Origin of the sequence: Marinomonas ostreistagni (assembly GCF_016888445.1) — a bacterium.
In the GTDB taxonomy this organism is placed as follows: Bacteria; Pseudomonadota; Gammaproteobacteria; order Pseudomonadales; family Marinomonadaceae; genus Marinomonas; species Marinomonas ostreistagni.
Genome location: NZ_JAFEKF010000001.1, coordinates 1111019 through 1124345, shown reverse-complemented (window position 1 = coordinate 1124345; position 13327 = coordinate 1111019). Strand labels below are relative to the sequence as shown.

The following is a 13327-nucleotide window of genomic DNA, read 5'->3' as shown; positions in this document are numbered from 1 at the left end:
AAGAGATAGGGTAAAATAGCATTATAATTAAACGTTCGTTTAATAAAAACCATTTAACCAAATTTAACAACTTCTGTGGTTCGCTGTGCGAAAGCGCAACAAAGGCCTGCATTGTAACGTGTTATAGCTAGCTCTGTATGAAAAGGGCGTCATTTGTTAATGAAAAAGTCACAAGGTTGTTTCCTAACATGGCACTTAGCGTTAGAATTTTGTTTTTTCTAAATGACCGAATAGTAGGAAGATGTAATGGGCAGAGCCTATCAGAACCGAAAAGAGTCCATGGCGAAAACCTCGGATCAAAAAGCCAAGGTTTACAGTAAGTACGGACGTGAAATTTATGTATGTGCGAAATCAGGCGGCATCGATCCAGATGGTAACCTTGCGCTACGTAGTTTGATTGACCGCGCCAAGAAGGATCAAGTACCGACCCACGTAATCGAAAAAGCACTCGACAAAGCCAAAGGTGGCGGCGGTGAAGATTTTGACACGGCTCGTTACGAAGGTTTTGGCCCTGGCAACACCATGGTCATCGTCGATTGTTTGTCGGATAACCCAAACCGTACCTTCGGTGATGTACGTACTTGCTTTAACAAAGTGAAAAGCAAGATCGGCACCCAAGGCAGTGTTTCGCACATGTTTGATCACTCTGCGATCTTTGTATTTGCTGCAGAAGACGAAGACACTGTGATGGAAGCTTTGCTGGAAGCAGACGTTGACGTTACTGACATTGAATACGATGAAGGTAAAGCAAGCGTATTTACGCCTAACACAGAGTACGGCAAAGCGCGCCAAGCCATCGTCGACAACTTCCCAGGCGTTGATTTTGATGTGGATGAGATTCAGTTCATCCCGCAAATGACGACTGAAATCTCAGGCGAAGATGTTGAGCAATTCGAGCGTTTCCTAGATCTATTAAACGATCTAGATGATGTTCAGCGTGTTTACCATAACGCTGAATACTAAGCGCTAAGAAATAATCCCTCTTTGATGGCGAGCTCATGTAAATGAATCGTGCTCAGGAGGGATTTTTTTATGTGAGGAAAATATGGATCAAAGGCCCGAGCCACCTGAAGATTGGGAATGCTGCGAAAGCGAGTGTTCACCCTGTGTTTGGGATACCTATTATGAAGAGCTGCGCGAGTGGAATGCTCAGCAAAAAGCCTTGAAGGAAGCCCAACAAGCTAACGCGTCAAAGGCTAATAATGAAAAATAAAAACCGCAAAAAAGCCTCAGCTAAACAAAAAGCCGTCCGTTCTCCGTGTATCAATATCTGCGAATTGAATGATGAGAACGTGTGTATTGGCTGCTACCGCACCGGCAAAGAGATTAGCCGCTGGGGCAAAATGACTCGCGATGAGCAGCTGGCCGTGGTAGAAAAAGCCCAACAACGGGAAGCGGCCAGCCCTTATGTCAATTAAGGTCTAAGAGTCACTTGGTTGTGCATTTTTCAGTGCAATCCATTGTGACATATACTGCGTGCTTTTCATCGAATGATGGCGCGCCAGTCGACCCAAAAAGAAATTGTTGCGCAAACGGTCTTTGAGCTGCAATTGAATCTTAAGTCGACCGATAAGGCTGTCTTGCCAAGTGCTTTGCTCGTAACGTTGCGTGATGATTTGATGGCCATTATGCTGCATGAGCGCGTAACTTTTGGTGTCTTGGTATAAGCTGACTGCGGCCGCAACAAATTCCTCTACATCGTCTGTTACTATACCGTTCCAAGGTAGTTTACCGGCCATCGCTTCAGCGCCGACCGTCGTAGTAATGCTTGGGGTGCCAACCTGCATTGCCTCCACCAATTTACCTTTAATGCCAGCACCGAAGCGTATCGGGCTTAGCATGATGCGTGCGTCTTCAATGACTTCAAGCGCATTATCAGCCCAGCCTTTTACTAAAAAACCTTCTTTTTCATTGTGTAACTGCGTTGCTTTAGGTGGTGGGTAAGCGCCATAAATATTCAGCTTAGCTTGCGGCAATTGCGCGCGGATCTTGGGCCAATACACTTGCTTTAGTTGTAGCACCGCATCCCAATTAGGTGCGTGGCGAAAGTTGCCGATAAATACAAAATCTTGGCGCTCAGCAAAGCTCTTTGCTCGCAGAGATTGCGTATCAAGCATAAAGGGTAAGTGCATAACGTGTGTGTCGGGGACTTGAAAGCTGTCTTTAAGTAGAGCGGTCTCGAACTCTGAAATCATCAAGGTTAAGTCGCTACGATAAATGGCCGCGATTTCGCGCACTCCCAAGTCACTGTGCATGTCACTCAGTTCAAACGCTCGATTTTGCTTGATAGCTGTATGACGTGCGTCACGTAACGAATGCAGGTCTTCGGTATTAAGTACGCGTAAGGCATTGGGTGCGTATTTTTCGACGCGCCAACCGAACTGCTCTTCCATCATGAAGCGATCAAACACGACGATGTCGGGATTGAGAGAGGCAATGTAGTCATTGAAACTGTCATGATTGAGTTCAATGGCTTGACTGGTGACGCCATAAAGCTTCAGGTCTTCCATGTGCTCGCCTGTCTGTGCGGGGGAGGCAAACTCCACGTCCCAATCTTGTGCGCGAAAGGTTTTGATCAGTTGCATCATGCGGCTGCCTGCAGCCGAGGAGTTGGGCTCTGGCCAGACATAGCCAATAATTAAAATTTTCATAAAGGAGGCGTAATTGATTTACCGAGCAAATAAAGAAAAGGGACAAGTATTGCTGGGTATTGTATCATGTGCGCCAACTTTGTGTTGTCGGCCTATGACGGGCCGAATGACATGTGATGGAAACATGACGTTGAGACTTAACTATGATCATTAAGCCGAAAATTCGTGGATTTATTTGTACAACGACACACCCAACCGGTTGTGAGCAAAATGTCCTAAACCAGATCGCTAAAACAAAAGCGAATGGCGAAATCAAAAATGGCCCTAAAAAAGTATTGGTAATCGGTTCATCAAGCGGTTACGGCCTATCTTCTCGAATCGCAGCAGCCTTCGGCTCTGGTGCGGCGACTATTGGTGTGTTCTTTGAAAAGCCAGCGACTGAGAAGAAACCTGGCACAGCGGGTTGGTACAACGCTGCAGCATTCGATAAAGCAGCTCACAAAGCAGGTTTGTACGCGAAAAGCATCAATGGTGATGCGTTTTCAAACGAAGCGCGCGAGAAAGCTATTGAATTGATTAAAGAAGATCTAGGTGAGATTGACCTAGTGGTTTACTCATTGGCATCACCCGTGCGTAAAATGCCTGAGTCAGGTGAAGTGATCCGTTCAGTACTTAAACCTATCGGCGAACCTTACCGTTCTACTGCCATCGATACCAACCGCGATGTCATCATCGACGCTGAAATCGAGCCTGCAACTCAGGAAGAAGTAGAACAAACTGTTACGGTTATGGGTGGCGAAGACTGGGAGCTTTGGATGTCGGCGCTGGCTGAAGCCGGTGTATTGGCCGAAGGTGCGCGTACCGTTGCTTACTCTTACATTGGCTCTGACATCACTTGGCCGATTTACTGGCACGGTGCCCTAGGTAAAGCCAAAGAAGACCTAGACCGCGCAGCAAAAGAAATCGATGCTAAGCTTGCTCTGCAGGGCGGTGGCGCCAACGTAGCCGTTCTTAAATCTGTTGTAACGCAAGCGTCTTCAGCGATTCCTGTGATGCCTCTATACCTATCTATGGTATTCAAGGTGATGCGCGAAAAAGGTCTGCACGAAGGTTGTATGGATCAAATCTACCGTATGTTTGCTGAGCGTTTATACAACGACAATAACCCAGCAGAATTAGTAGATGATAACAATCGTCTACGTCTTGATGATTGGGAATTGCGTGAAGACGTGCAGCAGGCGTGTCGCGACCTATGGCCACAAATTACCGACGCAAACCTATTCGCTGAAACCGATTACCAACTGTACAAGGATGAGTTCTTGAAGCTGTTTGGTTTTGGTGTTGAAGGCGTTGATTATGAAGCGGATGTGGATCCTCAAGTTCCGTTTGATGTGATTACACTTTAAGACATTTGCTTACATGCTTTTGTAAAAAGGAGACCTAGGTCTCCTTTTTTTTGTGTCAAGATTCTTCTATGATGGTGTAACGATTAGGAGAACAAACATGCCCTTAAAAAAGTTTATCATCGTGACGGCAACGTTCGCGTCACTGCCGGCATGGTCGCAAACCATTACCCGTGAACCGGTAGAAGTGCTCTACGGTAATCAGGTTTACAGCGGCACACACCAAGTCGTTCACAATACTCCAGAAGGTGTCACTGTCATTCCGCCAGAGCAGCCAAAGAACAATGTGCTAGCCAATATGGTGGTCTCCGCTAATCCCAGTCAATTGTCCTACCTAGAAGAGTCTAACATCGCTAAGCGTGAGCAAGAGATTTATCGAGAGGTCAATCAGCGTACTGAAGAGGCACCGTTTACGGTGTTGTTTACAGGTCATATTCCTGAAGAGATTCAACAGCGTCGTTTAAGTATGATGCCAGAAGTCGGTATTTTTGGTGATCAGCTTGAAAAGTTAGAAGCAGACCAAGCAGAGATTCATGGTACACCTGATGAAGGTGAGTTTACCGAAGTTATTCCAGGTAACCGTGTAATGGGAGAGGCACCGCAAGGCAGCACGCCAGTAACGCCTGAGAGAGAGCAAAATGCAGAGGCGGAGACGCTAAGCAATGAAGAAAAGCTTGAGCGTCTCATCGGTGGTTAATTATTGAATCGCCACCGATTGCCAAATATCTAAATCCTGCCATTTGTTGGTGATAAGAAGTCGAGCGGCTTGGTCTTGCTCGACTTTTTCATTTACGTAAGCCAAAAACGCCTCACGATCTAGCCCTTCTAGAGCAGCAATCCAGTTGTCACGATCGTCAAATTGATGTTCTGGTTCGACAATGTGAGGCCATTCACGTAGGGCTTCTTCTTTGAGGCTAGTGGGAGGTTTTTTGAACGCTGCCAGCAATGCCTCTCTTGCTTGATCAAAGTCTTGTTGGGAAATGTTGTCGCCCCATTCTTGCTCATCAATGAAGCGTTCAATTTCGTTGACCAGTTTCTGTGTGCTGATTTTGGGTGATTGCACCAAAAAACCAATGGCTGGCGTTTTTTCAATGGTCTGATTGGTGACCGCCACGATGTAGCCATACTGCTTTTCGGTGCGAAATTCATGATAGAAACGCGCACTGAGAAGTTGGCTTAAAATACGTACGTATGCACGCTCTTGGTAGCTGGCATCGTTGGTGTCTGCGGCAATTAAATTGTACAGCACTGTACTGTCGGAGCTGCTGGTCTCGAATGGGAAAATATAACGCTTAGAGGGCTCAAACTCATTTAGCTGGACGTATTGATAGGCGTGTTCCCCAAGTTTAGGTGCTAGGTTTGTCTGCATGGTTTGTGACAGCTGTTGCGCTTGTGTTGCGGTGAAGTTACCTGTCATGTAGCCAGTGAAGTGGAACGTTTGTAGCTGGCGCTCAATAAACTGGTTAATCTCTTCTAGACTGATGTCGGCCAACTGCTGTTGCATGAGCTCTATACTTGAGTTGCCCTTAACGGCCACTTGGCTGAAGTAATGACGCGCTAGCGCGTAGGGGGGTTGCGAATCCAGATTTCTTAGGCCTTTGGCAACTTCTTCGCGCGCCAGTTCTAAACGCTCAGGTGTGGCGCGAAATGCCATGAGTTTTTCAATCATCTGCTCAAAGAATTCGGCCTGTTTGTCACTGTAGCCATTGGTACGAAGTGTCAGACCGTTGCGATGGGGGTAAAGTTGGTAACCCAGTCCGGCCATAAACGGTTGATAGGTACTTTCACTGGTGGCATCGCTAAACAGTCGTGCCCACAGTTGTAAGGTTAGGCAGTCGCGGCGGCTGGGATCTTCAAGAAAACCAAAATAGCCAAAAATCATGCCGTTGGGGTTTTGGTATTGGCCATTAGCTCGGTACCAGAAGTCAAAACCAGATTGCTCGGTCAAACGTTGCGGTTGTGCATCGGTTTGGCCTAACAAGCTTAAATCTTTAGGTATAAAGGGATTGCTGTCAGGGAGTCCATATCGATCAGAAAGCGGCTCAGTGAGTTGGCGGTAGGGCCAGTCCTTGGTGAGAAGAGACTGGCGATACTGGCCATTATAAAGTGGCTCGGTGCGCCATTTACTTTCGTTTTGTGCCCAGTTATCTGGAAATAGGCGATCGCTTTGCCATTGGACAATGACTTGATCCGGATCGAGCTGCTGTAACAGTCTTTCAATGGCTGCGTCAGGGGCGTGCTGAGTGATATGAAAACTGTTAAGCAGTTCAGTGGCGCTGACGTCTAAGGCTCGGCTCGATAAAACTTGTGCTAAGCGCATTGGGGCAACGTAGTCGCGGTGCTCAAAATTGAGCGCGCTTAGGGTTTGAATTTCGTCTAAGTAGTCGCTGGAAATATCTGCTTGGCGTAGATTGTTAATGGCCTTGAAAAGTCTAGCGATGACTTGGTCGCGTTGTGTTACGCCGGCTTCGGTAAGGCTTAGCGTTATAGCAAACATGGCTTGCTGGCCATCGTCTTGCTTCAGGCTGACATGTAAAGATTGCGCCCAGCCATTACGTTTAAGATCAGCAAACACGGAATTTTGTGATTCGTCACCAAGTACGTACGACAAATAGCGCGTCGGCTGACTGGCGTAGTTTTGGGTTTGGCTATCGATGGGGAAGAGCAGTTTTACGACGTTCTTTTCGGTGTTGGTCTTAAAAAATTGGATGGTCTTAGGCTGCGTCACCAGTGTCGGGAGTGCTGCGGATGAGCTCGCTACGTGGTGGTTGGTGATGCCATCAAAATATTGTCGGGCGTAGCCTTCAAGTAACTCAAGCGGCTGTTTTGCGACCAGTGTCAGCACCATGTTATCAGGCGTGTAATGTGCCTGATAAAACTCCTTGAGGCTTTTTCTAAGCTCGCTGGTCTCTAGATTGCCTAGCGTGTCTAGATTGCCCACGGTAAAGCGGCTGGCAGGGTGTTTGGGATTGTATAGTTGCTTTAACGACTCATGACTACGGCGATTTTCATCGTTGAGTTTTGCACGATACTCCGCGTCGACGGCGTGAATTTCACGTTCAATGTACTGAGCATCGAGTGTCGGTGAGATGAAAAATTGCGCAAAGCGATCCAACGCCTCACTGTAGTGATCAGGCAATATGTCAAAGTAGTAATTGGTTAGCTGTGCACTGGTGTAGGCGTTGTGTGAGCCACCTTTGGCGCGGATGAAGGCTTGATAAGCGTCGGCTTCAGGGTATTTTTCGGTGCCTAAAAACAGCATGTGTTCTAGTAGGTGGGCAATGCCTGCGTGTTCGTTAGGGTCCTGATAATTGCCCGCGCCAACAGCTAACGAGGCGGCGGAGCGCTCAGCATTTGGATCGGACACTAAAATGACTGTTAGGCCGTTGTCGAGTGTTAGGGTGGCGTACTCATTAGAGTCGCTAAGGCTTTTACCATGAATGGTTTGCATAGATTTGGCTACGGCTGAAAAACTCACTAAAACTACGCTAGCGATGATGGCTAGCGAGACGAGAAGGGGGCTGAGTCGGCTAATAAATAAAGTCATGGCATCAGGCTAACCTGATGCCATGTAAGAGTGCAAGCTTGGTGCACAAAAAATAACCAATCGCTACTATTTGGGTTGGGCGTCGATGGATTGACCATTAACTTCTAGGCTGTCGTCGCCCATTAGATATAAATAGAGCGGCATGATGTCAGCCGGTGTTTTAAGGGTATTTGGGTCTTCGGCTGGATAAGCAAAGGCGCGCATGCTGGTTCGAGTCGCACCGGGGTTGATAGCGTTGACACGAATGTTGGAGATATTTTCCATTTCATCAGCAAGCAACTGCATCATGGCTTCGGTAGCAAACTTAGATACTGCATAGGCGCCCCAGTAGGCTTTGGCTTTGCGGCCGACACTTGAGCTGGTAAAGACGATAGAGGCGTGTGGTGCTTTTTGTAGCAGTGGCATCAATGCTTGGTTTAATAAAAACGGTGCGTTGACGTTGACGCGCATCACCTGCTCAAACGTGCTTGGCTCGAAGTTGGCAAGAGGGGTGCGTGCTCCGAGCAAACTGGCGTTGTGTAAAATACCGTCTAAGCGTCCAAATTCACTCTCGATGGTATTGGCGAGCTCGATGTAGTCATGTTCGGCTGCAGTGTCTAGATTCAGAGGAACGATGGCGGCTTGAGGGTACCCTTGGGCATCGATTTGGTCGTAAACCTGCTCAAGCTTTTTGGTGGTGCGCCCAAGTAAGATAACGGTGGCACCATGAGCGGCATATTGTAAGGCCGCTTCTTTACCAATGCCGTCACCAGCACCCGTTACCAGTATCACTTTATCCTGTAATAAGTCGTTTGCTGCTTGATAGTCTAGCATCACAGCCTCCTGAGCTTAGTTCGGTTTTTGGGTGTGCATCATGTAGTTTACAGATACATCTTTATCGTTCAGCTTGTATACTTTTGTCAGTGGATTGTAGGTCAATCCAGTCATATGGGTGACATCAAGGCCTGCTTTACGAGCAAATTGACTTAGCTCGGCGGGTTGGATGAATTTGGCGTAATCATGCGTGCCTTTAGGTAACATTTTTAGTACATATTCCGCCCCCACAATGGCAAATAGGTAAGCTTTAGGGTTGCGGTTAATGGTTGAGAAAAATACGTGGCCGCCAGGCTTGCAAAGCTTCATGCAGGCTTGAATCACTGAGGCTGGGTCGGGGACGTGCTCCAGCATTTCTAGGCAGGTAACCACGTCGTATTGCTCAGTTTCGCGCTCAGCAATTTCTTCGGCTGTGATGCGCTCGTAGTCGATCTCAAGACCGCTTTCTTCAAGGTGAAGCTTGGCGACAGCAAGTGGCGCTTCGCCCATATCAATGCCTTTCACTGTGGCGCCCATTTGCGCTAAAGCTTCGGACAAAATGCCACCGCCACAGCCAACGTCGATGGCTTTTTTGCCGTTTAGGTTGGCACGCTCATTGATGTAGTTGGCACGTAGAGGGTTGATGTCATGCAAAGGCTTAAATTCGCTGTTTTTGTCCCACCAGCGGCTTGCTAGGGCTTCGAATTTAGCAACTTCATCCAAGTCTACGTTGGTGGTTTTGTTTTGCTCTGAGGTCATCTCTCGTTCCTATTCTTGCGTGGCTACAGGCGAAAAATCTCTGCTTACACTGATTATTCGAGCGATTTGCCTGTTTGGATTACCGCATTATAGCGATTCTAGGGCAGGCAACAAACTAATGTATTGTCCTAAGTTACGGATTTTTCTTATATTGTGATGCTTGCCTGCGTGTGATTCTGCATTTTTTGCTGAATTAGGGCGTTTTATCTGACACGCATCTGAGGGTTTGCCTGATAAGTAAATAAAAGCACCATTGATGATGGGTGTTAATGAAATGCTTGTGTTATAATGCCGCGCTTACAAAAAGTGGGTCAAAGCGCTTGTTAAGCAGTGATTGCATGCTTGATCTACTCCAAACATAAGGAACGGTAGTATCTATGGGTGAATTAGCCAAAGAAATTATTCCCGTCAGTATCGAAAATGAGCTGAAAGGTTCTTATCTTGATTACGCCATGAGTGTAATCGTTGGGCGAGCACTTCCCGATGTGCGTGACGGCCTAAAACCGGTGCACCGTCGCGTACTTTACGCGATGAATGAGCTTAAGAATGATTGGAATAAGCCCTACAAAAAATCGGCGCGTATCGTCGGTGATGTCATCGGTAAATATCACCCACACGGTGATTCTGCTGTCTACGAGACCATTGTTCGTATGGCGCAGCCTTTCTCGATGCGTTACACGCTGGTAGACGGCCAGGGTAACTTCGGTTCTGTCGACGGTGATAGTGCGGCAGCCATGCGTTATACCGAAATTCGTATGGCGCGTATTTCGCACCATATGCTGATGGATCTAGAAAAAGAAACAGTGGATTTCGTACCTAACTACGACGGTACGGAATACATGCCAGAAGTACTGCCGACGCGTATTCCAGGGCTATTGGTTAATGGCTCAGCGGGTATTGCGGTCGGTATGGCGACCAACATTCCGCCGCATAACTTGGGTGAAGTCATCGATGGCTGCCTGAATGTCATTGATAATCCTGATGTCACCATTGATGAGTTGATGGAGCACATCCCAGGGCCAGATTTCCCAACGGGCGCCTTCATTAATGGTCGTGCAGGCATAGTTGAAGCCTACAAAACTGGTCGTGGCCGCATCTACATGCGTGCCCGTCATCATATTGAAGATATGGAAAAGGGTAATCGCCAAGCGATTATCTTTACTGAAATCCCTTACCAGCTTAACAAAGCCAAAGTGATCGAAAAAATCGCTGAGTTGGTTAAAGAGAAGAAGTTAGAAGGCATTAGCGAGCTGCGTGACGAATCCGATAAGGAAGGTATGCGTATCGTTATCGAGCTGCGTCGTGGTGAAAACCCAGATGTAGTGGTCAATAATATCTTCACCCAAACACAGCTACAGACGGTGTTTGGTATCAACATGGTGGCGCTGGTTGATGGGCGCCCTGAATTGTTGAACCTTAAGCAGGTGCTAGAGTGCTTTGTGAAGCACCGCCGTGAAGTAGTAACACGTCGTACCATTTACGAATTACGCAAAGCGCGTGAGCGCGGCCACGTATTAGAAGGTTTAGCGGTAGCGCTGGCTAATATCGATCGTGTTATCGAGCTGATTCGTCAGTCACCGACGTCAGCAGAAGCCAAAGAGAAGTTGATTTCTGAAACCTGGGAGCCAGGCAACGTTATGGCGATGCTTGAGCGCGCGGGTGCTGATGCATGTCGTCCAGACGATTTAGATGCTGCTTACGGCTTCAATGAAGGCGTTTACCGTTTGTCACCTGAGCAAGCGCAAGCGATTCTAGATTTGCGTCTACACCGTCTAACGGGGCTTGAGCACGAGAAGCTGCTGGGCGAATACAAATCATTGATCGATTTGATTGCTGATCTTTTAGACATATTGGCCAACCCAGATCGTTTGATGCAAGTGATTCGTGATGAGCTTGAAGATGCTCGTGACCAATTTGGTGATACGCGTCGTACTGAGATTCTTACGTCTAAGCAAGATTTGACCATCGCTGATTTGATTGATGAAGCGCCGATGGTGGTGACGATCTCGGATACTGGTTATGCCAAAACGCAGCCACTTGAAGAGTACAAAGCGCAGCGCCGTGGTGGTCGTGGTAAATCTTCGTCAGGCATGAAAGATGAAGACCACATTAGCCACCTGTTAGTTACCAGCAGTCACGATACTGTCATGCTGTTCAGTAACTTCGGTAAAGTGTACTGGTTGCGCGTATTTGAAATTCCAGTGGGCAGTCGAGCTTCTAAAGGTCGCCCGATTGTGAACTTGTTGCCGTTGGCTGAGGGTGAGCATATCTCCGCCTTGTTGCCATTGACTGCGCCAGAAAAAACAGATGCAGACAGCGATGTGGACACCGAAGTTGAAGACGGCGAAGACGTAGCGGCTAGTAGCTACATCTTTATGGCGACAGCGAACGGTACTGTGAAGAAAACGGCGATGGAGCACTTTGCTCGTCCACGTTCAAGCGGCTTGATTGCACTGAAATTGGATGAGACGGATGCCCTAGTGGGTGTTGCGCAAACCAGTGGCAATGATGACATTATGCTGGTTTCAAGTGCGGGTAAAACGATTCGCTTTAAAGAAACGGATGTGCGTGCTATGGGCCGTACTGCGTCTGGTGTACGTGGCATTAAGTTGGCGGATGACGCGAAAGTGGTGTCCCTGATCGTGCCAAGTGCCGAGACTGAAACAGCGGTGCTGATGGCTTGTGAAAACGGCTATGGCAAGCGCACTATGATCGATGAATTCCCCGTTTACGGTCGTGGTGGTCAAGGTGTTAAAGGTATTCAGGTGTCCGAGCGTAATGGCCCAGTAGTGGGTGCGACGCAAGTTGAAGAGTCGGACGAAGTGATCTTGATTACCGACATGGGTACGTTGGTGCGTACTCGCGTTTCTGAAATCTCATGCCAAGGGCGTAATACCCAAGGTGTGACACTGATTCGCTTATCTAACGATGAGAAATTAGTGGGTGTTGAGCGCGTGGTAGAGGATGATGATGCAGCGGTAGATCCAGACGAGGAGCTAGCTGATGATGCAACATCTGAAACAGGCGACGAACTGACGAGCACTCCCCCAAGCTCAGAAGAGTAAAAGCCCGATAAGGCGCACCTAGGGTGCGCCTTCTTTTGTGCCATTCGGCACGCCATTAAATGAGGTTTAAGGCAGATGAGCCGAGTTTATAATTTTTGTTCTGGTCCCGCTGCGCTTCCTGAAGCTGTGTTAAGTAAGGCTCAAGCTGAGCTACTTGATTGGCACGGTAAAGGCGTATCGGTCATGGAAATGAGTCACCGTAGTGACGAGTTTGTTTCGATTTTAGCGTCCGCAAAGAGTCGCCTGTCGAGCCTGCTTGGCATTTCTGATGACTACGAAATAGTCTTTACGCAAGGTGGTGCATCGACATCATTCGCCCAAATTCCAGCCAACTTAACCCACGGTTTTTCGTCCGCCTGCTACTTAGACACTGGCGCTTGGTCAACCAAGGCCATAAAAGAGGCGCGTAAGTACGCTGATGTTATTGTTGCGGGTTCTTCTAAGGCAGAGGGCTACACTACAGTGCCTGATTTCGCTAGCCTTGAGCTGGATGAACGTGCAGCTTACCTTCACTTGACGCCTAATGAAACCATTGGTGGGGTGGAGTTTGCAGACTTGCCTGAGACAAATTTACCTATTATTGCTGATCTGTCGTCGACTATTCTGTCGCGTCCTCTGGATGTGTCAAAGTACGGCATGATCTACGCTGGAGCGCAGAAAAATATCGGCCCTGCTGGTGTCGTGGTGAATATCATCCGTAAGGATTTATTGGCGCGCAGCGATAATGCAAACCTGCCAAGCGTTTGGTCTTACGCTAACTTGGCTGAGCAAGATTCCATGGTGAACACGCCGCCGACATTTGCTATTTATCTGGCTGACTTAGTATTTGAGTGGCTAGAAGCGCAAGGTGGTGTGGCGGCGATGGAAGCCATTAATATTGAAAAAGCAGCATTGTTGTACGATGCCATCGATGCTAGCGATTTTTATTCTAACCCAATTGACTCGCGCTACCGTTCGCGTATGAATGTGCCATTTATTTTGGCAGATGAGTCACTTGAATCCCTTTTCCTTAAAGAGTCAGAAAAAGCCGGGTTGCGTACCCTTGCTGGACACCGTTCAGTAGGCGGAATGCGTGCCAGTATCTACAATGCTATGCCAAAAGCAGGCGTGCAAGCGCTGGTAGACTTCATGCAGGCATTTGAGAAACGCTACGGTTAATTTGTAATTAGG

The 13327-nt window shown here is 47.8% G+C and carries 11 protein-coding genes; 7 read left to right on the top strand and 4 right to left on the bottom strand.

Annotation, left to right across the window (positions count from 1 at the left end; translation table 11 throughout):
- Positions 1-246: 246 nt before the first annotated feature.
- The 3 genes from JQX58_RS05330 to JQX58_RS05320 all read left to right on the top strand — a co-directional run bounded on the left by JQX58_RS05330 (position 247) and on the right by JQX58_RS05320 (position 1418).
- Complete coding sequence (locus JQX58_RS05330) at positions 247-963, top strand: YebC/PmpR family DNA-binding transcriptional regulator (protein WP_204145762.1); 717 nt, start codon at positions 247-249, stop codon at positions 961-963.
- Between the two features lie 82 nt (positions 964-1045).
- A complete protein-coding gene (locus JQX58_RS05325) occupies positions 1046-1213 on the top strand; it encodes an oxidoreductase-like domain-containing protein (protein WP_204145761.1) in 168 nt (55 codons plus the stop codon).
- Positions 1203-1418 (top strand): DUF1289 domain-containing protein, encoded by a 216-nt coding sequence (locus JQX58_RS05320; RefSeq protein ID WP_204145760.1) that lies wholly within the window; start codon positions 1203-1205, stop codon positions 1416-1418. The genes JQX58_RS05325 and JQX58_RS05320 overlap by 11 nt, the downstream gene beginning before the upstream one ends.
- Before the next feature lie 3 nt (positions 1419-1421).
- Here JQX58_RS05320 and JQX58_RS05315 read toward each other — a convergent pair whose 3' ends face one another.
- Entirely contained in the window at positions 1422-2651 is a 1230-nt protein-coding gene (locus JQX58_RS05315; protein WP_204145759.1) for a glycosyltransferase family 4 protein, read from the bottom strand.
- Positions 2652-2794: 143 nt separating this feature from the next.
- On the opposite strand from JQX58_RS05315, the gene fabV reads away from it, so the two are divergent.
- Positions 2795-3997 (top strand): enoyl-ACP reductase FabV, encoded by a 1203-nt coding sequence (fabV, locus tag JQX58_RS05310; RefSeq protein WP_204145758.1) that lies wholly within the window; start codon positions 2795-2797, stop codon positions 3995-3997.
- A gap of 97 nt (positions 3998-4094) precedes the next feature.
- A complete protein-coding gene (locus JQX58_RS05305) occupies positions 4095-4691 on the top strand; it encodes a hypothetical protein (protein ID WP_204145757.1) in 597 nt (198 codons plus the stop codon).
- Here the strand turns inward: JQX58_RS05305 and JQX58_RS05300 are convergent, their stop codons facing one another.
- From JQX58_RS05300 to ubiG, 3 genes are all read right to left on the bottom strand, one after another.
- The gene (locus tag JQX58_RS05300) at positions 4692-7472 is read right to left on the bottom strand and encodes an insulinase family protein (RefSeq protein WP_204145756.1); all 2781 of its coding nucleotides are present in this window, start codon (positions 7470-7472) and stop codon (positions 4692-4694) included.
- Between the two features lie 135 nt (positions 7473-7607).
- On the bottom strand, positions 7608-8354 hold the full coding sequence (locus JQX58_RS05295) for a YciK family oxidoreductase (protein ID WP_204145755.1): 747 nt from the start codon (positions 8352-8354) through the stop codon (positions 7608-7610).
- A gap of 15 nt (positions 8355-8369) precedes the next feature.
- Positions 8370-9092 (bottom strand): bifunctional 2-polyprenyl-6-hydroxyphenol methylase/3-demethylubiquinol 3-O-methyltransferase UbiG, encoded by a 723-nt coding sequence (gene ubiG / locus JQX58_RS05290; RefSeq protein WP_204145754.1) that lies wholly within the window; start codon positions 9090-9092, stop codon positions 8370-8372.
- Between the two features lie 377 nt (positions 9093-9469).
- On the opposite strand from ubiG, the gene gyrA reads away from it, so the two are divergent.
- Complete coding sequence (gene gyrA, locus JQX58_RS05285) at positions 9470-12157, top strand: DNA gyrase subunit A (protein WP_204145753.1); 2688 nt, start codon at positions 9470-9472, stop codon at positions 12155-12157.
- A 75-nt stretch (positions 12158-12232) separates the two neighbouring features.
- On the top strand, positions 12233-13315 hold the full coding sequence (serC, locus tag JQX58_RS05280; RefSeq protein ID WP_204145752.1) for a 3-phosphoserine/phosphohydroxythreonine transaminase: 1083 nt from the start codon (positions 12233-12235) through the stop codon (positions 13313-13315).
- Positions 13316-13327 lie beyond the last annotated feature (12 nt).